The organism is Curvibacter gracilis ATCC BAA-807 (assembly GCF_000518645.1).
Taxonomy (GTDB): domain Bacteria; phylum Pseudomonadota; class Gammaproteobacteria; order Burkholderiales; family Burkholderiaceae_C; genus Curvibacter; species Curvibacter gracilis.
In genome coordinates this window covers 19,143-44,402 of sequence record NZ_JADZ01000040.1, presented here as the reverse complement: position 1 = coordinate 44,402, position 25,260 = coordinate 19,143, and the positions used below count along the sequence as shown (strand labels likewise).

General features: G+C 64.6%; 17 protein-coding genes. 6 read left to right on the top strand and 11 right to left on the bottom strand.

The features are described from left to right. Both L880_RS0123320 and L880_RS0123315 read right to left on the bottom strand, forming a co-directional pair. Window positions 1-290: DUF1302 family protein (locus tag L880_RS0123320; protein ID WP_027477713.1), on the bottom strand; the 290-nt coding region annotated here is incomplete at its 3' end. A gap of 83 nt (window positions 291-373) precedes the next feature. Then, the gene (locus L880_RS0123315) at window positions 374-1,765 is read right to left on the bottom strand and encodes a DUF1329 domain-containing protein (RefSeq protein WP_027477712.1); all 1,392 of its coding nucleotides are present in this window, start codon (window positions 1,763-1,765) and stop codon (window positions 374-376) included. A 245-nt stretch (window positions 1,766-2,010) separates the two neighbouring features. Between L880_RS0123315 and L880_RS33305 the strand changes: the two genes are divergently transcribed. Further along, window positions 2,011-3,012, top strand: a complete 1,002-nt coding sequence (locus tag L880_RS33305; protein ID WP_084461585.1) for a helix-turn-helix domain-containing protein — start codon at window positions 2,011-2,013, stop codon at window positions 3,010-3,012. Window positions 3,013-3,055: 43 nt separating this feature from the next. Here the strand turns inward: L880_RS33305 and L880_RS0123305 are convergent, their stop codons facing one another. Next, window positions 3,056-3,982: a LysR family transcriptional regulator gene (locus tag L880_RS0123305; RefSeq protein WP_245615325.1), complete on the bottom strand. Its 927-nt coding sequence runs from the start codon at window positions 3,980-3,982 to the stop codon at window positions 3,056-3,058. Between the two features lie 82 nt (window positions 3,983-4,064). On the opposite strand from L880_RS0123305, the gene L880_RS0123300 reads away from it, so the two are divergent. Continuing rightward, a complete protein-coding gene (locus L880_RS0123300; RefSeq protein WP_027477710.1) occupies window positions 4,065-5,063 on the top strand; it encodes a tripartite tricarboxylate transporter substrate binding protein in 999 nt (332 codons plus the stop codon). A 2-nt stretch (window positions 5,064-5,065) separates the two neighbouring features. Next, window positions 5,066-6,745, top strand: a complete 1,680-nt coding sequence (locus tag L880_RS0123295; protein ID WP_043330366.1) for an FAD-dependent monooxygenase — start codon at window positions 5,066-5,068, stop codon at window positions 6,743-6,745. 179 nt (window positions 6,746-6,924) lie between these two features. Here the strand turns inward: L880_RS0123295 and L880_RS34535 are convergent, their stop codons facing one another. Continuing rightward, the gene (locus tag L880_RS34535; protein WP_051443540.1) at window positions 6,925-11,031 is read right to left on the bottom strand and encodes a PAS domain S-box protein; all 4,107 of its coding nucleotides are present in this window, start codon (window positions 11,029-11,031) and stop codon (window positions 6,925-6,927) included. A 281-nt stretch (window positions 11,032-11,312) separates the two neighbouring features. Between L880_RS34535 and L880_RS0123285 the strand changes: the two genes are divergently transcribed. After that, window positions 11,313-12,485: an ATP-binding protein gene (locus L880_RS0123285; RefSeq protein ID WP_027477708.1), complete on the top strand. Its 1,173-nt coding sequence runs from the start codon at window positions 11,313-11,315 to the stop codon at window positions 12,483-12,485. Between the two features lie 59 nt (window positions 12,486-12,544). On the opposite strand, the gene L880_RS33295 is transcribed toward L880_RS0123285, so the two are convergent. From L880_RS33295 to L880_RS0123270, 3 genes are read right to left on the bottom strand one after another with little or no spacing between them, the layout of a single operon-like run. Further along, window positions 12,545-15,607, bottom strand: a complete 3,063-nt coding sequence (locus tag L880_RS33295; protein WP_043330364.1) for an efflux RND transporter permease subunit — start codon at window positions 15,605-15,607, stop codon at window positions 12,545-12,547. Then, the gene (locus tag L880_RS0123275) at window positions 15,604-16,779 is read right to left on the bottom strand and encodes an efflux RND transporter periplasmic adaptor subunit (protein ID WP_245615323.1); all 1,176 of its coding nucleotides are present in this window, start codon (window positions 16,777-16,779) and stop codon (window positions 15,604-15,606) included. Before L880_RS0123275 ends, L880_RS33295 begins: the two co-directional genes overlap by 4 nt. Further along, window positions 16,776-18,185: an efflux transporter outer membrane subunit gene (locus L880_RS0123270; protein WP_027477706.1), complete on the bottom strand. Its 1,410-nt coding sequence runs from the start codon at window positions 18,183-18,185 to the stop codon at window positions 16,776-16,778. The genes L880_RS0123275 and L880_RS0123270 overlap by 4 nt, the downstream gene beginning before the upstream one ends. A gap of 102 nt (window positions 18,186-18,287) precedes the next feature. Between L880_RS0123270 and L880_RS0123265 the strand changes: the two genes are divergently transcribed. Then, window positions 18,288-18,902: a TetR/AcrR family transcriptional regulator gene (locus L880_RS0123265; RefSeq protein ID WP_027477705.1), complete on the top strand. Its 615-nt coding sequence runs from the start codon at window positions 18,288-18,290 to the stop codon at window positions 18,900-18,902. A gap of 157 nt (window positions 18,903-19,059) precedes the next feature. Here the strand turns inward: L880_RS0123265 and L880_RS0123260 are convergent, their stop codons facing one another. Both L880_RS0123260 and L880_RS0123255 read right to left on the bottom strand, forming a co-directional pair. Next, complete coding sequence (locus L880_RS0123260; RefSeq protein WP_084461579.1) at window positions 19,060-19,992, bottom strand: LysR family transcriptional regulator; 933 nt, start codon at window positions 19,990-19,992, stop codon at window positions 19,060-19,062. Between the two features lie 237 nt (window positions 19,993-20,229). Next, entirely contained in the window at window positions 20,230-21,132 is a 903-nt protein-coding gene (locus tag L880_RS0123255) for a LysR family transcriptional regulator (RefSeq protein WP_019578147.1), read from the bottom strand. Window positions 21,133-21,228: 96 nt separating this feature from the next. Here L880_RS0123255 and L880_RS0123250 point away from each other — a divergent pair, with 96 nt between their 5' ends. Then, window positions 21,229-22,206: an NAD-dependent epimerase/dehydratase family protein gene (locus L880_RS0123250; RefSeq protein ID WP_027477703.1), complete on the top strand. Its 978-nt coding sequence runs from the start codon at window positions 21,229-21,231 to the stop codon at window positions 22,204-22,206. 458 nt (window positions 22,207-22,664) lie between these two features. On the opposite strand, the gene L880_RS34530 is transcribed toward L880_RS0123250, so the two are convergent. Continuing rightward, window positions 22,665-24,764 carry an ATP-binding protein gene (locus tag L880_RS34530; protein ID WP_051443539.1) on the bottom strand — a complete coding sequence of 700 codons (2,100 nt, stop codon included), beginning with the start codon at window positions 24,762-24,764 and terminating at the stop codon, window positions 22,665-22,667. A 38-nt stretch (window positions 24,765-24,802) separates the two neighbouring features. Next, complete coding sequence (locus L880_RS33285; protein ID WP_051443538.1) at window positions 24,803-25,258, bottom strand: response regulator; 456 nt, start codon at window positions 25,256-25,258, stop codon at window positions 24,803-24,805. Between the last annotated feature and the right edge of the window lie 2 nt (window positions 25,259-25,260).

Genomic DNA, 25,260 nt, shown 5'->3' with positions numbered 1-25,260 from the left:
AGCTCGTGCGAGCCCTTGAGGTAGGTGGTGAAGGGCTGGCCCTTCTTGTAGTTGAGGTCGCCCTGGTCGCCCAGGCCCGACACGGCGCTCAGGCCACCACCGGGTGATCCGGTGTTGCCCGCTGCGATCAGGCTCGGGCTGGGATCTTTGACGCGGATGCCGGTGCCCACCGACACGGTCGAGTCCAGGCTGCCGCGCAGGCCGTCTTCGGTCTCGAAGGTGAAGGCCTGGGCCGCGCCATGGGCCAGCAGCACGGCCGAGAAAATGAGGGAAAAGCGATGTCCGGACATGGTGTCACCTTGTCTTCAGAAAGGGGGTCGGGTGAGGGCCCGGGGCCGGCGCAGCGCAACCGGCCCGGGCTGCCTGGCAGGGATCAGCGTTCGCTGATGGCGCGCAGGTTGTCGGAGGTGTAGAAGCCGGCCTTGAGCTTGGCGTTGTTGCCGGCCTCGGTCAGCCAGTGCACGTCGGTGCCGGTGCCCACGGCGTGTTCGTCAAACACATAGCGCCCTTCGAGCACGTTGTGCTGCACAAAGGCCGACACATCGCACGAGCCGGTCTCGTACACCGGGATCACAAAGCCTTCGCGAACCTTCCAGAGCTTGCCCTGGGCGTCGTAGTCGTCGGCCACCAGCGGGGCCCAGCTGTCTTCGTCGAGGTAGAAAGTGCGCTTGGGCGCCAGGTGACGGGTGCCGGGCTTGACCGTGGCCTCAACCACCCACACGCGGTGCATCTCGTAGCGGCGGTGGCCGGGCTCGATGAAGTCGCGCTGGGCCACGTCCTCGAACTTGGCCTTGAAGTCATAGGCACCGAACACGTTGTAGGGCACCAGCATCTCCTTCTTGCCCACCAGCCTCCAGTCGAAGCGGTCCATCAGGCCGTTGAAGACGTAGGGCTCGTCGAGGGTGTACTGGTTCTCGAAGCCGATCTGCGGGGCGTCGTAGGCATAGGTGGGCATGCGGCGCACGCGGCGCTGGCCGGGGAAGTAGTAGAAGGTTTCGGTGGCGGCCTCGCTGTAGTTGGTGATGGCCAGGGCCTGGCCCGCCAGCGCTGCCGGGCTGTTGTAGCCAAAGTAGGTGTAGTACTCGACCTGAGGCAGCTTGCTGAAGGCGACCGAACCCTTGGCCCCCCAGGGCACGAACACCACCTGCTCGGAGCCGGCCTTGATCCACTCCTCGCTGCCCTTGCGCGGCGAAGCGGCGGTGATCACCTTCTTGTAGTCCAGCGCCAGGCCGCGGTAGCGCATCTTGGCGTTCCACATGGCCTCGGCACCATTGCGCGGCATGGGGAAGGGGTAGCCCGGCAGCAGGGCCTCCTGCAGCGTCCAGCCGTTGTCCTTGAGCTTGCCGGCCTCGACGTTCTTGCGCGTGTTGTCGGCCACGAAATCGGGCACGCCACAGCTGCGGTGCGAGGGGTACACATCCATGCGGTAGCCCTTGGTCTGCTTGATCAGCTCGACCTGGCCTGGCGAGAGCTTGTCGGCGTATTTGTCGACGTTGCTGGCGTCGATGGAGTACAGCGGCTTTTCGCCCTTGTGCTTCCAGAATTCGCCGCGCAGCTTGCCCCAGGCCCAGCCAGCCTCGGGCGGCTCGGCGCCGGTGTAGGCCGGAATGCTGCCGTCCTTGCTGGCGGCTTGCTCACCGCCGGCGGGCGTCAGGTCTTTGCCCAGGCGGGCGGCATCGCGTGATTGCGCCAGGCTGCTGCCCACGGCGGCCATGGCCGCCAAGGCCAGCAGCAGATGGCGCCCGGTGTGTCTTGCATTCCCCATTTTTACGACTCCTGATTTGCGATCTGATAAGCACCACGAGGGTGGATGGGCTGGAGTTTGTGACGGGGTGCAACAACACCGTTATCGGTTTTGCGCAAGTCTCATCTAGGGTAACTACCAAGCAAAAATTTGGTGCAAGGTCACCAGGCTGGTGCGCTCTGGTTTCTACCGATGGCCGGCACGGCTGATGCTTAGCACACTCGGTCCCCACCCCACACGGGCGCAAAGACGCCCCGCACCGAGCCATGAGCCTTCAATCCGGCCACACGATGCCCCAATCCAGTGCCATGCCGCCACCCTCATGGCACGCCTGCGTGCGTTCCAGCGATGTGGACGTGCATGCCAGTGCCCAACCGCAGTGGAGCCTGAACTACGACCAGCTCTCGCCCGGCCGCTTCGATGGTCAGATCGAACTGGTGCAGCTGCCCGGCCTGCGCATGATTCGCGAAGGCGCCAACTGCAAGGTGCGCCAACGTGGCCAGATCGGCCGCGGCCACTACGGCCTGGCCATGGTGCTGGAGCAAGACAGCGAAGCCATCTTCAACGGCCAGCGGCTGAGCACCGAGTCGATCATGATCGGCCGCGGCGAAGAGCTGGACCTGCTGACCCCCGCCCACAGCGAGCTGATCGGCGTGGTGGTAGAGCACGAACTGCTGGCCGCGCTGTGGCAGAGCATGTACCAGAAGCCCTTGTCGGCCTGGATCGAAGAGCAGATCGTGGTGCAGGCCAGCACGGCCTCGGCGCGTCACCTCGACAAGATGCACCGCCGCATCCTCGGCCTGTTGAGCAGCTCGCCCGAGCTGCTCAACGACCCGGTGGCCCTGATCCAGCTGCGCGACGCCATCCTGATCGAATGGATCGAGGCCATCCCCTCGCAGGTGGACACCAGCGAGCTGCGCCGTGTGGAGGCGCGCAAGAAGGTGGTGGACCGCGCCTGCGAATGCATGCTGGCCCATTCCGACCAGCCCCTGTCCACCCTGGACGTGTGCCGCCGCATCGGCACCAGCCCGCGCAAGCTGGATTACTGCTTCAACGACGTGCTGGGCATCAGCCCCAAGCGCTACCTGCGCCTGGTGCGCCTGAACGGCGTGCGCCGCGACCTGAAAAGCCGAGCCCATGAAGCCCGTGTGAAGGTGCAGGACGTGGCGGCGCGCTGGGGCTTCTGGCACCTGAGCGAGTTCTCGCGCGACTACTCGGCCCAGTTCGGCGAGCTGCCTTCGCAGACGCTGCGCAACGCGCAGGGGTGAGGCCTGCGGGCCCGCAGCGCTGGAGCACGACCCGCCACCCGACTCAATTGGCCAGCCCCACGGCGGCCTGCCTCAGCACCTCGGCAAAGGCCTGTGCCGCAGGCTTTTGCTGGGTGCCACGGCGGAAGGCCAGGTACAGGTCGAGGTGAACCACGGGCTCGCGCAGCATGGTCACGCGCAGGCCTTGGCGCAGGCACTCCTGCAAGGCAAAGGCGGGCACGATGGCGCTGCCCCGGCCCGCCCGCACCATGCCGATCAAGGTGCCGATGAGGTTCACGCGGGGGCACTCCTGATGGGCCAGGCCCAGGCGCGCGAGCTGCTTTTCGATCACCACCTGGATGGGGTTGTCGATGGGCAGGCTGACCAGGGGCAGGCTCTTGAGCCGGCTCCAGGGCTGGCTTTCTGAGAGCTGGCCGCTGTCGGCCCCCTCGGGCGGGCTGATGCGCATGAGGCGGAACTTGCACAAGGGCTGACGCGACAGCCCCACGGCGGGCTTCACAAAAAAGCCAAAGCCGATGTCGGCATCACCGTCCAACACCTGCTGGCGCACCGTGCCGACTTCCACATCGCTGAGCTGCACCTGCACCTGGGGGTAGGCCAGGCCAAAACCGCGAATCACCTCGGGCATCAGGCTGGCCGAGATCATGGGCGTGGCCGCCACACGCAAACGCGAGCGCACAGCGGCCTCGCTGCCATCGAGCGCCGAGCCCAGCGCACGCAGCTCCACCACCAGGCGCTCGGCCACGGGTTGCAGGCGGCGGCCGGCGTCGGTCAGCGTGAGCGAACGGGTGGTGCGATCGAACAAGCGTGAGCCCACCTGCTCTTCCAGCTCCTTGACCAGCATGCTCATGCCCGAGGGCGACAGGTGCACCTGCTCGGCCGCCTTGGCAAAGCTCTGCAGGCGTGTGACCTCCAGAAAAGCGTGCAACTGCCGGGTGCTGACATTCATCAGCTTCGATGAAGAATTCATCAGAATTTTCCGTTTGATCGAAGTCAAGACTCTCGCTTTAATTGTCCCCCAACCCACACCTATAACGCCAGAGACAAGCCCCATGACCCCATCGCACGCGCTCGCACCGCCCCCTTGCCCCCACCGTCGAAGCCTGCTGCTGGGTACTTTGTCTGCCGCCGCCGCGCCCCTGGCCTGGGCGCAAAGTGCTGCTGATGCCCCGGTTCGGCTGGTGGTGCCCTTCACACCGGGCACGGGCATCGACCTGATTGCACGCCAGATTGCCCAGCCCCTGTCCGAGCGCCTGAAGCGGCCCTTTTTCGTCGACAACAAGGCCGGGGCGTCCGGGATCATCGGCACGCAGGAAGTGGTGCGCGCCACGCCCGACGGCACCACCTTGCTGGTGAGCGTCAACACGCTGGTGATGAACATGGCGCTTTACCCGAAGCAGGGCTTCAACCCGCTGACCGATCTGGCGCCCGTCGCCCAGACGAGCTGGGGCCAGCTACTGCTGGTGACCTCGGTGCCCTCGCGCATCGACACGCTCAAGGGCCTGATCGAGCGCGCCAAGGCCCGGCCCGGGGCGCTCAACTATGGCTCGCCCGGTGCCGGCACGCCGCACCACCTGGCCATGGAGCTGCTGAAGAACCGGGCCCGGATCTCACTCACCCACATCAGCTACCGCGGTACAGCCCCCGCCGTGACCGACCTGTTGGCCGGGCAGATCGACGCCATGTTCCTGCCCATCCACGTGGCCTTGCAGCATGTGAAGGCCGGCAAGCTGAAGGCCCTGGCCATCAGCTCGGACACCGCCCACCCGCTGCTGCCCGAGGTGCCGTCGCTCGGCAGCCTTCACCTGGGCAACCTGAATGTGGACATGTGGTACGGCGTGTTCGCCCCGGCTGGCACGCCCAGCGCATTCATTGAGCGGCTGAACACCGAGCTGCGTGAGGTGCTGGCTTCGCCGGCCGTGGCCCGGTCGTTTGAAACCCAGGGCATGACCCCGGCCCACAGCTCAGCCGACGCCTTCCAGAAACTGGTGGCCACAGACGCCAGGCGCTGGGCCGAGCTGATCAAGGCCCAAGGCATCACCGCGGAGTAAACATGACAACCAACACCCTGAAGCAGACGCAAGACAAGGCACCCGCACAAGACGCCGAAGTGCTCATCGTGGGCGGCGGCCCCGTGGGCATGGGGCTCGCCATCGAGCTGGGCCAGCGCGGCGTGAGCGTGATCGTGGTGGAGCGCTACCTGCAGCCCCAGCCCATCCCCAAGGGCCAGAACCTGACGCAACGGACGATGGAGCATTTCCACTTCTGGGGCGCCGAAAAACAGCTGCGCGCCGCACGCACCATTCCGGTGGAATACGGCATCGGCGGCCTGACGGCCCATGGCACCCTGCTGGGGCCCTACACCTATGACTGGTTGCAGCGCGATCTGGTCAAGCCCTACTACTTCACGGCCAACGAGCGCCTGCCCCAGTACGCCACCGAGGCCGTGCTGCGCCAGCGCGTGGCCGAGCTGCCTTCGGTGCAGACCCTGTATGGCTGGGACACCCAGTCCCTCGCCCAGGACGCGCAGGGCGTGTCGATCACGATCGCCCAGCGGGGCAGCACCGACACGCGCACGCTGCGTGGCGCCTATGCGGTGGGGGCCGACGGGGCCCGCTCGGTGGTGCGCGAGCAGGCGGGCATCACGCACACCCGCACGGACCACGACCGCATGATGGTGCTGCTGGTCTTCAAATCACACGGGCTGCACCAGTTGTTGGAGCGTTACCCCGGCAAGTCGTATTACAACGTGCTGCAGCCCGAGCTCAAGGGCTACTGGAAGTTTCTGGGTCGGGTCGACCTGGGCAGCACCTGGTTCTTTCATGCCCCGGTGCCGGCCGGCACGACCCAGGACAACTTCGATTTTGCGGCCTATCTGCATGAAGCCGTGGGGGCCGAGTTTGATGTGGCGTTTGAGCACATCGGCTTTTGGGACTTGCGCTTCATGCTGGCAGACCGCTACCGGCAGGGCCGGGTGTTCATCGCAGGCGATGCCGCCCACAGCCACCCACCCTATGGCGGCTATGGCGTGAACTCGGGGCTGGAAGATGCCCGCAACCTGGGCTGGAAGCTGGCGGCCACCTTGCAGGGCTGGGGCGGTGAAGGGCTGCTGGACTCGTATGACGCCGAGCGCCGCCCGGTGTTTGCCTCCACGATCAACGACTTCATCGCGCGCTCGATCGAGACCGACCGGGCCTTTCTGGAACAGCACGACCCGGCCCGCGACCAGGCCGCCTTTGAGGCCGCCTGGCAGGCACGGGCCCAGGGCGCCGTGGGCGAGGTGCATGCGTTCGAGCCACACTACGAAGGCTCGGGCATCGTCTGGGGCAGCGATGGCCGCAGCAGCGGGGCCAAGGGCTCGCACCGCTTCGAGGCCCGCCCCGGCCACCACCTGGCCCCCGCAGCGCTGCCCAGCGGCCGCAATGTGTTCGAGACCCTGGGCACGGGGTTCTCGCTGCTGGTGGTGCACAAGGCAGGTGAGGCAGGTGAGGCAGGCGCGGTGCAGGCTTTCCGTGACGAGGCCGCGAGCCTGGGGCTGCCGCTGACGGTGGTGGACTGCGGCCCGGGCGGCCAAGGCAGCGAACCCGAACGCTATGGCGCGGCGCTGATCCTGGTGCGGCCCGACCAGTTTGTGGCCTGGGTGGGCGCCGACGCCTCGGCATCGGGTGCCCGCCAAGCCCTTCAGCGCTCGGTGGGTGCACTCGCGGTCTCCCCCGCCCTGGCAGCAGGCTGAGGCCGGGCCCTGGCCTGAGCCCCGCCTGGGCCCGATGAAGAACCCTGTGCAACTTCACGCTGCGGTGCCTCCGACAGCCCTTCTCGGTGGGGTGGTCACCGAGCGGCTTGTGGTGAGGGGGAAGAGCGGTACGAAGACAACAATCCGCCACCTGCAAAGCCTCGCCCCACACCATTGACTCAGGCCGCCGGGGGATCGGCCGAAAGCCAGGCCAGCAGGGTTTCGTAGAGCAAGGGGGGATCCACGGGCTTGGCGATGAAGTCGTTCATGCCAGCGTCCAGGCAGCGGGCCTTGTCTTCGGCGAAGGCATTGGCGGTCATGGCAACGATGGGGATGTGCTGGTAGCCGGGAAGTTGCCGAATCTGGCGTGTGGCCTGCAGGCCGTCCAACACGGGCATCTGCATGTCCATCAGGATCAGGTCATAGACCTTGGCCTGGGCCATGCGCACGGCGACATCGCCGTTTTCGGCCTGGTCCGCCTGCAGCCCGACATCGCTGAGCAACATCTCGGCAATCTCGCGATTGATGGGCTCATCTTCGGCCAGCAGGACGCGCTTGCGGCCATGGTCGCGAAGGAGCGCGGCCTCCACCTCGTTGCTGGGCAAGGACAGGGATGGGGCCATCGCTTGCGCATCCTTGCGCAGGCGCGCCGTGAACCAGAAGGTGCTGCCCTGGCCGGGCACGCTGCTGACGCCGGCCGAGCCCCCCATCAGTTCAGCGATCTTCTTGCTGATGGCCAGCCCCAAGCCCGTGCCACCGTACTTGCGCGACATGGAGCTGTCGGCTTGCTCGAAGGCGCCGAACAGCTTGGGAATGACCTCAGGCGCGACGCCGATGCCCGAGTCCTCCACCTCGAAGCGCAGCAGCACGGTGGACGCATCCTCTTCCAATGAACGGACACGAAAGGTCACCTGGCCGTGCTCGGTGAATTTGATGGCGTTAGATGCGTAGTTGAGCAGGGCCTGCTGCAGCCGGGTGGCGTCACCGCGCAGCCGTTGCGACAGCCAGGTGTTGTCGATGCGCAGGTCCAGGCCCTTTTCCTTCGCTTTTTGCCCCAGCATCGAGGCCACATTGCTCAGCAGGCTCTGCACATGAACCGGGGCGTCTTCCAGGGTGAGCTTGCCGGCTTCGATCTTGGACAGGTCCAGCACATCGTTGATGACGTCCAGCAGGTGTTTGCTTGAGGCGTCAATGACCGCCAGTTTGGCATCCTGCTCGGCGCTCACGCCCATGCGACGCAACAGGTAGACCATGCCGCAAATGGCATTCATCGGGGTGCGGATCTCATGACTCATGTTGGCCAGGAAGGCACTCTTGGCCACGTTGGCCGTCTCAGCCGCGTCCTTGGCCAGCACCAGATCGGCGGTCTGCTGATCGACCAGCTTTTGCAGATGGCTGCGGTGCAGCTCCAGCTCGTTCTCGACCCGACGGCGGGCCGTGATGTCATGCCCAATGCCCAATACACCGATCAATCGACCACTGCCGTCGCGCATGGGGACCTTGGTGGTTTCCAACAGCTCTCGGTGGCCGTCCGAGGCAAACGTGACCTCCTCTTCATTGACTGAGGCGCTGTTCTTCTCCATCGCGTTCCTGTCGTGGGCGCGGAAGAATTCAGCCAACTCGGCAGACACGAAATCAAAGTCGGTCTTGCCCAGGATCGCCTCTTCGGTGGCCCCGAAAAAAGCCTCGAAACGGCGATTGCAGCGCAGGTAGACGCCAGCGACGTCCTTCAGCCAGATCATGTCGGGCAGGGTGTCGATCAAGGTGCGGTACATGGCCCGTTCACGCCCCAAGGCCGCCTCGATGCGCTTGCGTTGAGTGATGTCGCGGGCAATCTTGGAAATGCCGATCACCTGCCCTTCGCTGCCATGAATCGGTGAGATGGTGACCGACACATCGATCAGCGCCCCGCTCTTGTGAAGGCGCACCGTTTCAAAGTGATTGAAGGAGTGGCCCTGCGCCAGCCGGGCCAGGATGTCACGCTCTTCGTCGGATCGGTCGGCCGGAAAGATACGCCGCAGGGATTGGCCCATCATCTCGTCGGCGCTGTAGCCAAAGATGGCCTCTGCCCCCGGGTTCCAGCTGGTGACCAGGCCATCCAGCGTCTTGCTGATGATGGCGTCGTCGGATGACTGGATGATCTGGCCAAAATGCTGCAGCGCCAACTCCGACTTCTTGATCGCGGTGATGTCGACGAAGGTTTCCAGGAACAACGTCGAGGTGCTGGAGGGCAGGTGTGAGCCGGCCAACAACACGGTCAGCCTCTCGCCCGTTCGGGTCTGGACCTGGGCTTCTACGGGTTCAGATCGCCCCACTCCGGTTTGCAAAGCGGCCAGATGCGCCTGCCAGCGGGCCTGCATCAGCTGGCGGTATTCGGGGTCTGGAAAGGCCTTTTCCAACCACTGCTCGACCGTGGGGATGTCCGCGCGGTCATAGCCAAAGGTCTGGACAAAAGACCGATTCAGGTAGGTGACATGACGCTCGGCATCGATCAAGGCCATGGGAATGGGGGCTGCATCGATCACGCCCTGGAACTGGGCGGCCGACTCACGCAACTCATTTTGCAGTCGCACGTGTTCGGTGATGTCCTGAACGGTGCCGTGCAAGGCCACGGTGCGGCCCTGCCCGTCTGCATCGGCCTCCCCGCGCACCGTCACCCACAAGGGCTTGCCCTGTCCGTGCAGGATCTGGGCATCGCAGGCAAAGGCCTGGCCCTCGCGGCGGCAGGCTTCGATGGCCCGGGACAGTGAGGCCCAGTCGGCCGCTGCAAACAGGTTTTGGATCTCGGGATACGGGACGGGATCTGCGCCGGGTGGCAGGCCATAAAAGCGGTACACATCAGCCGACCACTCATGCGTGTCGTGCACCAGATCCCAGCGCCAGTGCCCCAGCTTGGCCAAGTGGCTGGCCGCCCGCAGCGCGGCCTCGCTGCTGCGCAAGCGGGCCTGGGCCGCTTGACGCTCGCTGATGTCGCGGCAGGCCATGTACAGCAGCTCCATCCCTTCGGACATCATGGGCCTGATGCTGACCTCGGCGCTGAACTCGCTGCCATCCTTGCGCCGGTAGCGCGCCTCGAACTGATCGGGCTGACGCGATGCCAAAGCCGCCTGCACCGCGCGCCGGATCGGACCGGACGCGGCCTCGGCCTCCCATTGGTCCAGGCCCCTGCCAAGCAGATCCTGGCGGGCGTAACCCAGCAGGGCAAAGAAGGCATCACTTGCTTCGATCAGCGTGCCATGGCAGTCCAGGATGTGCACCCCGTCACTGGCGTTCTTGAGCAGGGCCAGCGCGTGGTCGCCTTCGCGGCGCAGGCCAGCCAGCATTTTCAGAAGCACCCAGGTCAGGGCCAGCGTGGTGATCAGAAACACCCCATTGCCGATCACGGTCTGCTGCACCCGGCTTCGCCAGGGTTGCAGATAATCGTCGTGGGCCAAACCAACGATCAGGTGGAAAGGCATGGATTTCAAGCGCTGGTAGGTGATCAGGCGCGGATAGCCATCGGGCGTGGTCTGGGCATGGTACGAAAAGCTTGGCTCGCGGGCCTCGATACCGGCGATCAGCGTTTTGTTGTAGATGGGGGCGCCCAACTGGCCTTCAGCTTGTTGGAGCGCAGGGTGGCGGGTGATCAGCTTCAGTTCGGCGTCTCGCAAAATGACATTGCCATGGGCGCCATATTCGAGCTTGGCCAATTGCTCGTGCAGGTACGACACCGGCAGAGCAATCGAGACCACCCCGGCAAAGCGCCCCTCGGCATCGCGATAGCGTCGTGACACGGGGATGACAGGCACCTTGGAGATCTGCCCCAGCACGGGGTTGCTGATCACGGTGGCCGCATCGGTCTGGGCCTTCAGGACGGGAAAGAAACTGCGCTCGGCCCAGGACACCGTTCCCGGCACCACGCCATGGCCCAGCACCAACAGGCCCTGTGCGTCGGAGACCCGGATCCGCGCACCGGGCGTGATGCGACCCTCCTCACGCTCAAGAAACGAGGCCAGGCCGGCCATGTCCACCGTCCGGTGGCGTGCGGCCTCCTCTTCGAGTCGGTCCACCACGACAGCCAGCGTGATCTCCACCTTGCCCATGCTGACCGCCAGATTCTCGTCAAGGGCGCGCGCCAGGTTGCGGCCCTGCATCTCGGCTCGTTGGTGGTAGAGCTCTCGCTGATCATGCAGGGTGTAGGCATTGACCAGGATCGCAAGCGCATTGATCAACACGACCAGAGCCAGCAAGGTGCGGCGAAACACCTTGACCTGACCGACTGACAGCGGTTTGAAGGTTGCGCTCATGCCGTGAGTCCCGAGGTTGGCAGTGCATGAAATCATGCAATTCTTTGGACTGTATCGCAGAGCCCAGTCCTCGGGTAAGGCGTGACAATGGCCTGCAGCGTCCACTCATGGACGGCCTTGGCAGAAGAGCCCATGTGATGAGGCTGCCGTCAGGGAACAGCTTGTTTTCGGTGGCCCGAGAGCCGGCGCCCTCTTGCCTTTTGCCACCCGACTTCCGTCACTGGTTTACCCATTTTTATTGAATTGAGATAATTATCCGAATTCAATAAAAAAGGATAAGAATGACCTTCCATCGACCGACGCTCGCCGCGGACATGGCGGATCAGCTGCTGCGCCCCAAGGGCCTGATGAAGAAAGTGCGCTCCGGCCTCTTCCTGGGGGGCTTGCGCCGCATCGGCAAGACCACCTTTCTGCGCGGCGACCTGATCCCTACGCTGGAGGCGCAGGGGGCCATCGTGGTCTATGTGGATCTGTGGAGCAACACGGCCGCCAAGCCCAGCGACCTGCTGCTGGGCGCGGTGCGCAAGACGCTGACCGACCTGCAGCGGGCCGACTCGAAGGCGGTCGGGGTGCTGAAGCGCCTGAAGGGGCTGGACCTGGGGGCGGCCGGGTTCAAGTTCGGCTTCAGCCTGAGTGAGCTGGGCAAGACCGAGGGCAACACCCTGGCCGGGGCCTTCTCTGAGCTGGTGCAGCTGGCCCAAACCGATGTCGTGGTGATCATCGACGAAGTGCAGCACGCGATGGGCTCCGACGACGGCAACGACATGCTGCTGGCCCTGAAAGCGGCCCGCGATGAGATCAACCTGAGCCCCAGCACGCCTGGGTACTTTCTGTTTGTCGGCACCGGCTCGCACCGGGCACGGGTGCGCGAGCTCACGATCAAAGGCAAGCAGGCCTTCAACGGCGCGATGTCGGAAGACTTTCCGGTGCTGGAGATCGACTTTGTCGAGTGGCTGCTGAATGAGGCCGATCTGGGCGAACGATCCCCCAGTGCGGCCGTGGCCTTCGAGTGCTTTGTGCGCCTGGGGCGCCGGCCGGAAGAGCTCATGAAGGCGCTCGCAGCCCTTCAGCAGGCGCCCAATTTTGTGGCGGCAGATCAAGACCTGCGCGCCATCACCGAAGGCGTGCGGCAGTCCGCAGCCGCGGTGGACCTGGCGCGGCTCGATGAGCTGGGCCCCCTGGCGCTGGCGATCTTCGGCTACGTGTGCCGCCAAGGTGGGCAGAGCGTGAAGAAGGTCTTTTCAGGGGCCACGCTTGACGACTACAGCGCCGAGATCGGCCGCCCAGTGGGCGCAGAAGAAGTGCAGAAGATGGCCAACCAGCTGGTGGACTCGAACATCCTGGCCCGCGACGGCCACGGCATCTATGGCGTGAGCGACCCCTTTCTGGCCGAGGCCTACACCAGCCGCGCCAATGTGTTGCGGACACTGGACGGGCCGCGCGGGGCGGGCTGATGGGGGCGCGCTGAAGCCAGGGCCTCAGCCCATTCGACCCATCGGCACCCGCCCCCTGTTCATGAGCTCACCCGGCGGGTGAACCAGCCACGCAGGCCGATCATCAAGTCGTCCACATAGGTGAACACGGTCGGGATCACCAACAGGCTGAGGGCCGTCGACGCGATACCGCCACCAATCACCACGATGGCCATCGGCTGTCGGAAGCTGGGGTCAGCGCCCAGCCCCAAGGCGATCGGCAGCATGCCCGCCGTCAGCGCGATGGTGGTCATGACGATCGGCCGGGCCCGCTTGTGGCAGGCGTCCACCAGGGCGTCGTGGCGCGTCATACCGTGGTCGCGGCGGGCCATGATGGCGTACTCGACCAGCAAGATCGAGTTCTTGGTCACGATGCCCATCAACAGCACAAAGCCGATCACGGTGGGCATGGAGAAGCTGCTGCCCGTGATCAGCAAGGCCGCGACGGCGCCACTCAGCGACAGAGGCAAGGCGGCCAGGATGGTGGCGGGCTGCAGAAAGTCGTGGAACAGCAGCACCAGCACCCCATAGATGCAGAACACGCCGATGGCCATGGCCATGCCGAAGCTGCCGAACATCTCGGACATGCGCTGCAGGTCGCCCTGGGCCACGGTGTGCACGCCCGGGGGCAGCTTGCGCACCGAAGGCAGGTTCATCACGGCCCGGTTCACGTCGCCCAGGGTCTGGCCATTGAGCTCGATGGTCAGGGTCACGTTCCGTTCGCGGTCGATGCGGTTGATCTGCGCCGGGCTGGAACCCATCTGCACCTCGGCCACCGAGGCCAGGGCCACGCTGCCGTTGGTGGCCGGCAGGCGCATCTGGGCGAGGGTCGCCAGATCGCTGCGCACCGCCGGATCGAGCCGCACCCGCACCGCCACCTGGCGCTGGGGCAGGTTGAGCTTGGCCAGGCTGGTGCTGAAGTCGCCATTGGTGGCCACGCGGATCAGGTCGGCCAGGTCGGAGGTGGCCACCCCCAGGGCGGCGGCACGGGCAAAGTCGGGCAGCACCTGCACCTCGGGCTGCTGCAGCGCCGCGCTGGAGGTGACGTTGCCCAGCCCCTGCAGGCCCCGCAGGTCTTTTTCAACGGCATTGGCGGCCCGGCTCAGGGCACCGGGGTCGTCGCTGGCCAGTGTCAGGGTCAGGGTGGTGCCGCTCATGCCATTGCCCACGCTGACACGGGTGCCCGACAGGACACGCAGGCGTTGGCGCAGATCGCTTTCCACCTCGGATTGTTTGCGGTGGCGTTCGCCGTGGGGGGTGAGGTTGAGCGTCAGTACGGCGCTGGTCACGTCGGCGGTGCTGGAGGCCCCCATGCCGTCGCCTGAGCTGGCCGTGCCGGCCGAGATGAAGACATCGCTCACCTCGGGCAACTGACGGGCGATGTCGGCAGCCTGCAGGGCCACGGCCGAGGTGTTGTCCAGGGTGCTGCCGGGGGGCAGGGTCAGGGTGAGCTGCACCTGGCCGTCGTCTCCCGCCGGGAAGAACTCGGTGTGGATCAGCGGCATCAGGGCCAGCGACAGCGCAAAGATGGCGGCGGCCACGGCCACCGTGGTCTTGCGGTGGCTCAGGCACAGGTTCACCCACCCCAGGTAGCGGCGCATGATGGGGCCGTCGGGCGCCTCCTCGTGCGTCGGGGCCTTGAGAAAGTAGGCGGCCATCATGGGCGTGAGCAGGCGCGCCACCAGCAGCGACATCAGCACCGCTGTGGCCGCCGTGATGCCGAACTGGCGGAAGATCAGCCCCGGGATACCGCCCATGAAGGCCGTGGGCAGGAACACCGCGGCCAGTGTCAGGGTGGTGGCGATCACGGCCAGCCCGATCTCGCCAGCGGCCTCTTCGGCCGCCTGCTTGGGCGATTTGCCGGCCTTCAGGTGGCGCACGATGTTCTCGACCTCGACGATGGCATCGTCCACCAGAATGCCCACCACCAGGGCCAGGGCCAGCAGCGACACGGTGTTCAACGAGAAGCCGGCCCATTGCATGACCGCGAACGTCGGCACCATCGAGATGGGCAAGGCAGCGGCCGAGATCAGGGTGGCACGCTTGTCACGCAGAAACCACCACACCACCACCACAGCCAGTGCCGCGCCCTCGTACAGCAGCTGCATCGAGCCTTTGTAGTTCTCTTCCACCGGGGTGACGGTGTTGTAGGCCTCCTGGATCGTGACGTGGGGGTTGGCGGCGGCAAACTCGGCCACGGCGGCGCGCACGGAGCGGGCCACGCCCTCGTCCGAGAAGCCCTTGGAGCGCGTGATCTGAAAGCCGATCACCGGCTTGCCGTTGTAATAGGCACGGGTGCTGCGTTCGGCATGGGTGTCGCTGATCCGGGCCACCTGGTCCAGGCGCACCCGGCGGCCATCGGCCAGGGGCAAGGTCAGGGCCGCGATGTCCTGTGCCGAAGCCGCCGCGCCCAGGATGCGCATGGACTGGCGTGCGCCACCCACCTCGCCCCGGCCACCGGAGTAGTCCTTCTCGATCGATTTCAGCAGGCTCGACACATTGGCCGCATTCACCTGCAGGCCGGCCATGGCGGCCGGGTCCAGGTCGACCTGGATTTCGCGGTCCACCCCACCCACGCGCTGCACCTGGGCAACGCCCTTGACGGCGAGCATGGCCTTGGCGATGTTGTTGTCGACAAACCAGGAGGCTTCAAATTCATTGAGCCGGTCGCTCTGTACTGTGTAGGTCAGCAGGGCCGAGCCCGCCGTGCTCACCTTGGCCACGGTGGGCGCCGCCATGGCGGTGGGCAGCTCGGCCTTGACGCTGTCGACCGCATTGCGCACCTCATTGAGGGCCTCTTCGGCGTTCTTGGCGATGTCAAAGCTGACCGAGATGGCCACAGCGCCGTCCGAGATGGTGGTGGTGACGTGGTCCAGCCGGCTGATCGACGCCAGCTTGTTCTCGATCTTGCGCGCCACCTCGGTCTCGAGCTGCGCGGGGGCCGCCCCTTCGAGGGTGGCACTGATCTTGATGGTGGGCAGGTCCATGTCCGGGAACTTCTGGATGCCCAGCTGGTGCAGGCCCAGAAAGCCCAGCACCGTCAGCAGGATGAACAGCAGCAGGGTGGGCGTGGGCTTGTGGATGGCCCAGGCGGAGAAGTTCATCGCGGGGTCTCCTCACGGCGGCTGGCCGCCGCCGGGGTCTGGGGCTGGGCCTGGGCTTGGGTGGCCGTGGCCACCTTGTCGCCATCGGCCAGGAAAGCGCCCCCCGAGCTGACGATGCGGGCCTGGGCCCCCAGGCCGTCGAGAATTTCAACCCGGTCACCCACGCGCCGCCCCACGCGCACACCGCGCCGCGTGACGCGCTCATCGCTGCCGAGCTCAAACACATAGTTGTAGCCGTCGCCCAGCACCACGGCCGATTGCGGCACGGTGAGGGCCGGCGCGCTGCCCAGTTCGATGCTGCCACTGGCAAACATGCCGGCCTTGGCCTGCGAAGCCGGCAGGCTCACGTAGACGATGCCCCGGCCGGTAGAGGTGGACAGATGGGGGGCCACCGCCCGCACCTTGCCGTTGACGACCCCACCGGTGGGCAACTTGATGCTGGCACTGTGACCCGGCTGGATGCGCCCGAGCTGAGCGGCATCCAGCTCGGCCTGCCATTCGAGCCGGCCCTGGCGGATCATTCGGAACATCTCGTCGCCACTGGCCACCACCTTGCCCAGCACCGCCGTGCGCGAGGTGATCACCCCGTCGTCCACCGCCACGATGCGGGTGTGGTCCAGCACGATGCGCTGGGCATCCACCTGGGCCTGGCTGCTGTCGACGCTGGCCTGGGCGGCCAATTCGTTGTTCAGGTACTCGTTGTAGGCCTGGTCGGAAAGGGCCGCGCCCTGCCGGGCCACGCGAGCCCGGTCGGCATTGCCCTTGGCCTGGGCCAGGCTGGCCCGGGCCGAAGCCAGGTTGGCCTCCAGGCGGCGCAGCTCCACGCTGGCCGCATCGCTCACCAGTTCGGCCAGCACCTGGCCGGCACGCACCTGGTCGCCCACCTCGGCGCGCAACCTGGCCACCCTCAGGCCACCGGTCTGGGCGCCCACCACGGCCTCTTGCCAGGGCGTCACCGTGCCATTGGCGGTGGCCGTCAGCGGCCAGTTCTGGGTGCTGGGCCGGGTGGTCTGCACGGTCAGGGCCGTTCGCGCCGTGTCGGGCGTGGCGGCGCTGGCCGCTGCAGCGCTTTGCTGCGAATGCACCTGCAGGGCGGTGCCAACACAGACGAGCAGCAGGGTTGCCGAGGCCAGGGCCGTCCAGCGACGTCGGGGGGTCGTCATCCACTTCATGATTTTTCTCCGGGCGCCTGGGCGCTTTGCCAGCCGCCACCGATGGCTTTGTAAAGCGTGATCCACTGGGTCACGCGGGATTGCTGCAGCTCGATGCGGGTCAGCTCTGCCGACAGGTAAGAGCGCCGTGCGGTCTCCAGATCCTGCAGGCTGCCCAGGCCGGCGCGCCAACTGGTTTCCGAGGCCGCCACATAGTGGCGGTACTGCTCGGCACTGGTCTGCGCATCGCGCTCACGGTCGGCCGCGCTGTCCAGGTTGACCAATGCCTGTTCCACCTCAAGCACTGCGTTGCGCACGGTGCTTTTGTAGCTGGCCACTGCACTGTCGTAGTCGGCTCGGGCACTGTTCACCTTGGCCGTCAGGGCGCCTCCCTGAAAGATCGGTAGCGAGATCGCGGGCACCAAGGACCACGGCGTACTGGCCACCCCCGCCGTGCTGGCCGCGGCGATCGAGCCCGTGATGGTGAACGTGGGCCACCGATTGGCCTCGGCAACACCGATCTTGGCCAGCGTCGAGGCCACCTGCCGCTCTGCCGAGATCACATCCGGGCGTTGAGCGATCACGCTGGCAGGCAGGGCGTCCAAAGAAAAATCTGCGGGGCTGGGCAATGCGCCGGCCCCCTCGCCCAACAAGCTGCGCACCTGCGGCTCGGCAAGCCCGGTGGCGGCCACCAGGGTCTTGATCAACAGGTCGCAACTGGCCTGCTGCGCCCTGGCATTGGCTGAGGCGGATGCCGCGCCAGCCTGAGCCAGCATCAGATCCGAGGGCGCGCCCAAACCGGACTGAACCGAGACATGGGTCAACTTCAGTGTCTGCCGATAAGACAGGGCCTGGTCCTGGTACGCCGCCTGCTTGAGACGACACGCCCGGTAGTCCACGTAGTCGCCGGCCACTTCAGCCGCCAGGCTGATGCGGGCATCGTGCCAGTCGGCCTGCTTGGCCTGCAGCGAGGCCTGGCCCGATTCGACGTTGCGCCGAACGCTGCCAAACAGATCGATTTCCCAACTGGCGTCCAGGCCGGCGCTGTTCACCGTGCTGATGCCCGAAACGCCGGTTTGATCGGCCGACCGGGTTGACGAAGCATTGGCACTGACCGAAGGCAAGCCTGCAGACCGGTTCACGGTCACCGTGGCCCTGGCCGACTGGATGGCTGCGGCGGCCTTGGCCAGACTTGGGCTGTCTGCCTGAGCGGCCCGCTGCAACTCAGCGAGCACCGGATCCTTGAACTGGGCCCACCAGTCGGCCATCTGGGACAACTGCCCGCCATGGGGGCGCGGCGCCTGCCAGGCCTCGGGCAGGGCCACGGCCGGCTTCACGTAGTCCGGCCCGACGGCGGCGCAGCCGACCAACAGGGAAGCCCCCCAGGCCACGACCATCGACAGGCGCAGCGGCTTGAAAATTTGCATTGTGAACAGACCCAACCATAACTAAACTTATGGGTCTATTTTTAAGTACGCCTGAACCAGGCAAACAACCGCTGCGTAGACAAAAGTAAAGTTGGGTGAACCATGCGCGTCAAAACCGAGTCCCGTCGCCAGGCCATCGTCCAGGCCGCAGCCCATGTTTTTCTGGAGAAAGGCTATGCCGGCACCAAGATGTCCGACATTGCCCAGACCGTGGGCTACTCCAAAGCGACCCTGTACGGCTACTTTGAGTCGAAGGAAGACCTGTTCCTGGTGACGGTGCAAACCCTGGCCGACGCGCAGTTCGACACCCCCTTCGGCCAACTGGATCCGGCCGGGCCGGTTCGCGACACCTTGCAGGCCTTTGCCGAAGCCATGTTGAGCGTCACAACCTCAGACGACGCCTTGGCCTTGTTTCGACTGGTGGTGGCGGGCTCGGTCGACCAGCAGCTTGCCCAGCGCATGTTCGAGCAAGGCCCCAGGCTGGCGGACCATGCCGTGGTCGAGTTCTTGAACCTGGCCATCGACCGGGGCGAGCTCAAGCGCTGCGACACCACGATGGCGGCGGATCACCTTCGTGGATTGTTGGAGTCGCAGTTTTTTCACAAGCGCCTGTTCGGTGTGATCCAGGTGCCATCCCCGCAGGAGATCTCGGAGGCGGCCAAGCACGCACTCGGTGTTTTCTGGGCCGCCTATGGGGCACCTGCTCACGAAGGTTGAAAGAGGGCTGAAAGAGGGCATGACTCGCCCCGGGCACCCTGCCCCCGGCAGGCCTTCGACACACCGGCGCGACGCTGCTGGCGATTCGATGGGGCGCCACAGGGTGCTGTGCCCTGGCTGCGGGCACAGACCGCATCAACGCAATGCGCCCGTCGACTCAAGCCACTTGCCAGGGGTCGGCGTCGGGGTCGCCAAATTCGGATCTGAGGAAGGCCAGAAACGCCTGCACCTTGCGCGGCACATGCTTGCGACCCGTGAAGGCCAGCCACACCTGCCAGGATTCGCCCACCCAGTCGGGCAGCACACGCACCAGGGCCCCGCTTTGCAGATAGGGCTGGGCGTGGGCCGAGAGCATGCCGATGATCCCCATGCCCTGCAAAGCGGCCATGTACAGCGCCTCGGGGCTGTGAGAGTGAAACCTGGCCGGCCCGGGGCGCACATCCACACTGGGCTGAGCCCCAGCCGCCGTCGAGCGAAACCGCAGCACCTCGGCAAGGCCTTTGCCCTTGGGGAACAGGCATTCGTGCTGCTCCAGCTCTGAGGGGTGCACCGGGGCCGGGTGGGCCTCCAGATAGCGGGGCGATGCGCAGAGCAAGGCATGGGTGGTGCCCAGCTTGAAGGCCGTGTAGTCGCCATCGGCCAGCCCCTGCCGGCTGAAGAGCACTGTCACGTCCGACTTGAGATCGGGCGCCTCCAGCAGCTTGTCGCTGGTATTGACCTCGATCTCCAGCTGGGGGTAGACGCGCTGCAGACGCGGAACCCGGGGAATCAATTGGGCCGCCGCAAAATCGAGCGACGATTGCACCTTCAACAGGCCGCCCGGCATGCGCCCACTGCTGCTGGCCTCATCGTTGGCGGCATCCAGCCCTTCGATCAAGGGGCGGATGCGCGCCACATAGACCTCGCCCGCCTCCGTCAGCGACAGCGTGCGCGTGGTGCGTTGCAGCAGGCGGATGTTGAGCGCAGCCTCCAGCTCCTGGATCAGCCGGGTGATCTTGGCCCTTGAGGTGTTGAGTGCTTGCGCCGCAGGCGCAAATCCGCCCTGGTCGACAACACTCAGCAGGGCACGCATTGAATCGAGTTGGTTCATAAAAGAGGCGGTCGCATGGCCAAAGCGTGGCGCCACTTTCCGACAATGAGAAGATGGCAAAGCCGCGCGTCACGCAATGCCTTCCCAGAAAGCGCAAGCTCCTGCCGAACTTGCCCGTGGCATTCCAGATTGCATCATGGACTATATTCGCGCGGCACAGGTTCGTGCTGAACAGGGCTGTCAAAAATGGCCGTGCCGAAGAGGCGCGTATCACCGACCTTTGAAGGCAGGTCGTCTTCATGCCGGCAAGGATGGAATCAAGTAGCTTTGCAACCCGTGAAGCAGTGCGTCAAATGCGCTCTTGCAGCGTGCACTGGCGCGCAGGTCTTCGTGCATGGTGAGCCACGTCTCCAGCTTGAGCGATACCTGCCCAGGTAGCACGCGGACCAGTTCGGGATTGCGTCTGGCCAGCGCGGCCTGGCAGATGCCGATGCCCGCCCCGGCCCGAATCAGGGCCAGTTGGGCCAGGTCGCTGTCGCTGCGCAGGGCCAATGCCTCGCGGTGCCAGGAGGAAAAACTTTTTCGAGCCTTGCGCACGAACGCCGTCTCTTCGTCGAAGCCGATCAGGACATGCTCACCGAGTTGAGCAACGGTGGTTGGCGTGCCACGTTTTTCCAGGTAATCCGTGTGGGCATGCAAGCCGAGTTCCACATGGCCAAGGTGCCGAGCGATCAACTGGTCTTGGGTGGGCGCCGTCATGCGCACGGCGATGTCGGCCTCCCTGAGCAGCAAATCCTGCACTTTGTTGCTCAGCACCAATTCCACCTTCAGCAAGGGATGCCGGGCTTGCAATCGGGCCAGGATGGGCGGCAGCACTTCCACGCCGATGACCTCACTGGCACTGATTCGCACCGTGCCTCTGACGCCAGCGCCCTGGCTTTCGGCAGCGCGCTTGAGCGCCGCGGCGGCACTGCTCATGGCCTGGGCATGGGCCTTTAACTCCAGCGCGGCTTCGGTGGGCATCAGGCCAAGCTGGGAGCGCGTGAACAGCACAACGCCCAACGCCTTCTCGAGGGCGACCACATGACGCCCCACGGTCGGTTGGGCCACACCCAGTGCCCGCGCGGCACCTGACAGCGAGCCCTCCTGCAGCACGCTGAGAAAGGAGCGATAGAGCTCCCAGCCAATGTCTGTATCCATGCATAAATGTATAGCCGATAGCTCATCTTCGGCAATTCCATGCAAAAGCATCGCCGGTCAGACTTCTGCCATCGCAACTGGTTTTGGAGAATTCTGATGGTTGGCAACATAAACAAGGCCCTGGTCCTGGGGGCCACCGGCGGCATCGGCGGCGAGGTGGCGCGGCAGCTGCGAGACGCCGGCTGGCAGGTGCGCGCACTCAAACGTGGTGGCACCACAGCCCAGGAAGAGCACGATGGCATGACCTGGCTGCGCGGCGACGCCATGAACCGCAACGACGTGATGGCCGCAGCGGCAGGATGCACGGTGATCGTGCACGCTGTGAACCCACCCGGCTATCGACGCTGGAACGAGTTGGTATTGCCGATGCTGGACAACACCGTCGCCGCCGCGCTCGACCACGGCGCCACCATCGTACTGCCCGGTACGGTGTACAACTACGGCCCTGACGCATTCGCACAACTGCAAGAGGACTCGCCACAGCAGCCCGTGACCCGCAAAGGCGCGATTCGCGTCGAATTGGAGCGGCGCCTGCAGGTGGCAAGCACCCAGGGGTGCCGGGTCATCATTGTGCGGGCGGGTGATTTCTTTGGCCCGAAATCCGGCAACAACTGGTTCGGACAAGGCCTGATCAAGCCGGGTCAGCCAGTGACCCGCGTCAGCCTCCCCGGCAGGGCTGGCGTCGGACACCAATGGTCCTACCTGCCCGACGTGGCACGAGCCATGGTCGGGTTGCTGGCGCGTCGGGACACCCTGGAGCCTTTCGCACGATTTCACCTGGCTGGACATTGGGACGCCGATGGCCAACAGATGGCCAAGGCAATCCAGCGTGCGGTGGAGCGCCGCACGGGCATGACCCCGAAATTGCAGGCCTTTCCCTGGTGGCTGATCACGCTGGCTGCACCATTCAACCCCACTTTGCGGGAGCTGCGCGAAATGAGGTACTTGTGGAACGAAGCCGTGCGCATGGGCAACCTACGCTTGACTGAGGTGCTGGGACACGAGCCGCACACGCCTTTGGACCAGGCTGTGGAAGCCACGCTGGAAGGCATGGGCTGCCTCACGACGCGCTGAGCAGATTGCCAGATGGCCGGATCAACCGCGGCCACCCCGGCAAGAGCCTCCGCCACACGGAGGCACACCTGGCGCCGGCGGGCAGTTCGATGCAGGGACGGCAGAGGTGAGGCACAAGCCAGGGACATGGCACCTGGGTGATCAGGCAGGCCTCGCCGGAGCCACAGCCTCTGCCGTGGCGTTGGCCAGGGCGTGATGGCCTCGCGCCTCAAGGCAGCTCAAGACCGCAAATGGCGCCTTCGCGGTCTTGTGGTGTTGAGTGCCTACGCCGTAGGCACAGATTCGCATGTCTAGGCAAACTTCGACGCATTTTGTTGAGGCGATTGATTCCTACATCCGCTGGCACCACGAGATGCGGATCAAAATTTACTGCGGCTCTCTTTGCCCCATCGAATACCGGCTGAGCCTCGGACTTGCGGCATAGAGCCAGTACAAATGCCAACTGATTCTCCATCAGGTCAGTTTTGGGACGTTTGCGGCATGCAGGCGATCGGAAGGTGGACCGTGAACTTGGTCCCGGTTCCCGGACTGGATTCCACCTCAATCCGTCCGCAATGCTTTTGAACGATGGAATACGAGAGGGACAGACCCAGTCCAGTGCCTTGCCCGACCGGCTTGGTTGTGTAGAAGGGTTCAAAGATTCTCTTGCGGACCTCGTCGTTCATGCCGCATCCGGTGTCGGACACGGAAATGGCAATCCAATCGCCACGGACCTCCGTTTCCAGGGTGATCACACCTTTGTCCTTGATGGCTTGCGCAGCATTCACGATCAGGTTCATGAGGACCTGATTGATCTGGGCTGCCAGGCACTTCACTCGTGGAAGCTGGCCGTAGCGCTTGACCACCTCGGCCTTGTATTTGACTTCATTCCTCACCACATTCAGGGTGGAGTCCAAGCCTTGGTTGATGTCGGCCTCTGCCCATTCTTCATGGTCCACCCTGGAAAAGTCTTTGAGGTCCTGCACGATGCGTTTCACGCGCGAGAGTCCGTCCTCGGTTTCCGCCAGTAGATCGGGCAGGTCTTCAGCCAGAAATTCGAAATCGAATCCGGAAAAACATTGGGCCAGCCGGCCCCAAGGACTGTCGTCTTCGGAAGCCAATGCCTTGTCCTTGAGTTCACGATCCACGGCATGACCGAGTGCGAGCAAATTCGCTGAATAGCGACTCAAAGCACCAATGTTCGAGCTCACGAAGCCTAGCGGGTTGTTGATCTCGTGCGCCACACCGGCAGCCAACTGGCCGATGGAGGCCATCTTCTCGGATTGCAGCAACTGGTTCTGGGCCTCTTCGAGCTTGGCATTGATATCCGTGATGCGGTCGAAGTTCTTCTGCAGGTTCTCGTGTGCCGCCTTGATGTCGGTCCGGTCCAGTAACAGCCACCACGAACTTTCATCACCGGCGCCGGGGTTGGCAGGGTAGCCGATCAGCTGGATCCAGCGCTCGTTCCCAAGGTTGGTTCTCATCCGTGCCTCGTAGTTGAAAGCGGTACCGGCCTTCAACATGGGACCGGCCATCTTGCGTATGAATTCGTAGTCGTCACGGCTGGCGAAGATGTGATTGACCCTCAAGGTCTGGATTGGCGTTTCCTGGAGCTCGAACATCTCGACAAAGGTGTTGTTGACCCTCGAAATCAGGCCATCCTGAATCTGCACGATGCCAATGGGAGCGTTTTCCAGCAATGCCTCGATCTGACGATGCTGTGCGCGCACTTCGGCAGTCCTCTCAGCCACAGTCCATTCCAAGGCCAATTGCTGGCGGCGCAGCGCGTCTTCAGCATCCCTGCGGCTGGTGACGTCCTGCAAGGTTTCAATCGCCCCGACCAGTCTGCCCTTAGAGTCGTAAAGCGGAGCTGCCGAGAAGTAAAGCCAGGCACCGCTGTCGCCGATGTCGGGGAAGAAGTCCTCGGCTTCGACAGCGTTGGAGATCAGGGCCGACCGCCGGCCCCGCCCCTTATAGAGCGATGGCATCGCGGATTCGACGCTGCCTTCGATGATGAGGTCGGCCAGAATCGGCCGTGGGCTCGGATAAAACGGCCGCCAGGCTTCCCTGTTTCCGATCATCGCGCCTTTGGCTACCCCAGTCAGTTGTTCAGCGGCCGAGTTCCAGTGGGTGACGACATGCTCAGCGTTCATCACCAGGGTGGCCACCGGATCGTTCTCGATGATCTGATTCAAGCGCTGGCCCATCTCCATCAGGCTGTCCTGGACAATCTTGATATCGCTCAGGTCCTGGCAGGTACAGATCACCATGGATCGGTCAGCCACTCTGCGCTTGACGCCCGCGATCTCCATGTTCCGCTTCAGGCCGCTGGCTGACAGGATGTTGAGTTCGATGGAAGGCGAGAGTCCCTCCCCATCCAGGCATTCGCCCAGATACTGGGTGATCATCGCCCGATGTTCATCGGAGAAGATGGACAAGGGATCAAGGGCTTGCAAGTCGCTCAGGCTAAGACCGATCAAGCGCAGCATCTTCTGGTTGGCATGGACGATGGCTTGTCCGTCATAGGCAAACAGGGGTTGGCTAACAGCCTCCAGGATGTCGAGTTCTGCATATTCCATGGGCACCCCAGCGTGGGAGGTTTGGATGAAGGTTGCGCTCAGCTCTGGGGCTTCGCCGAAGTGGGCCGGAACTGCATCAGGCCGATGCTGGCCAACTCCCTCTGGTAGCGGTCATTGGCTGATTTCTCGAGTGCTGCGGCGACGTCTCGGCACAGTTCATCGGCAACCCAGGGCTTACTGAGGTACTTGAAGACATTGAGCTCGTTCACCGCGGTACGCATCACCTCAAATTCCGTTGAGGCGCTGAGCATCATGGCAACCACCTCGGGTTGCAAGGTCCTGGCGATCTGAATGAACTCGAGTCCGCTCATGTCGGGCATCAGATAGTCGGAGACCACGACATCGAATTCGATTTCACGGATCCAGGTCAAGGCGACGGCCAAGTCGCTGGTGAAGTAGAAATCGACCTGTTCGGAGAACACGGGTACCAGGACCCGTTTGAGCGCCGAGATGATGTTTGGCTCGTCATCGATGAGTAGAGTACGCTGCTTCATGG

Coding starts and splice junctions, on each gene's coding strand:
- L880_RS0123315 (WP_027477712.1), bottom strand. CDS start 1,765: ATGGGGAATGCAAGACACACCGGGCGCCATCTGCTGCTGGCCTTGGCG.
- L880_RS33305 (WP_084461585.1), top strand. CDS start 2,011: ATGAGCCTTCAATCCGGCCACACGATGCCCCAATCCAGTGCCATGCCG.
- L880_RS0123305 (WP_245615325.1), bottom strand. CDS start 3,982: ATGAATTCTTCATCGAAGCTGATGAATGTCAGCACCCGGCAGTTGCAC.
- L880_RS0123300 (WP_027477710.1), top strand. CDS start 4,065: ATGACCCCATCGCACGCGCTCGCACCGCCCCCTTGCCCCCACCGTCGA.
- L880_RS0123295 (WP_043330366.1), top strand. CDS start 5,066: ATGACAACCAACACCCTGAAGCAGACGCAAGACAAGGCACCCGCACAA.
- L880_RS34535 (WP_051443540.1), bottom strand. CDS start 11,031: ATGAGCGCAACCTTCAAACCGCTGTCAGTCGGTCAGGTCAAGGTGTTT.
- L880_RS0123285 (WP_027477708.1), top strand. CDS start 11,313: ATGACCTTCCATCGACCGACGCTCGCCGCGGACATGGCGGATCAGCTG.
- L880_RS33295 (WP_043330364.1), bottom strand. CDS start 15,607: ATGAACTTCTCCGCCTGGGCCATCCACAAGCCCACGCCCACCCTGCTG.
- L880_RS0123275 (WP_245615323.1), bottom strand. CDS start 16,779: ATGAAGTGGATGACGACCCCCCGACGTCGCTGGACGGCCCTGGCCTCG.
- L880_RS0123270 (WP_027477706.1), bottom strand. CDS start 18,185: ATGCAAATTTTCAAGCCGCTGCGCCTGTCGATGGTCGTGGCCTGGGGG.
- L880_RS0123265 (WP_027477705.1), top strand. CDS start 18,288: ATGCGCGTCAAAACCGAGTCCCGTCGCCAGGCCATCGTCCAGGCCGCA.
- L880_RS0123260 (WP_084461579.1), bottom strand. CDS start 19,992: ATGAACCAACTCGATTCAATGCGTGCCCTGCTGAGTGTTGTCGACCAG.
- L880_RS0123255 (WP_019578147.1), bottom strand. CDS start 21,132: ATGGATACAGACATTGGCTGGGAGCTCTATCGCTCCTTTCTCAGCGTG.
- L880_RS0123250 (WP_027477703.1), top strand. CDS start 21,229: ATGGTTGGCAACATAAACAAGGCCCTGGTCCTGGGGGCCACCGGCGGC.
- L880_RS34530 (WP_051443539.1), bottom strand. CDS start 24,764: ATGGAATATGCAGAACTCGACATCCTGGAGGCTGTTAGCCAACCCCTG.
- L880_RS33285 (WP_051443538.1), bottom strand. CDS start 25,258: ATGAAGCAGCGTACTCTACTCATCGATGACGAGCCAAACATCATCTCG.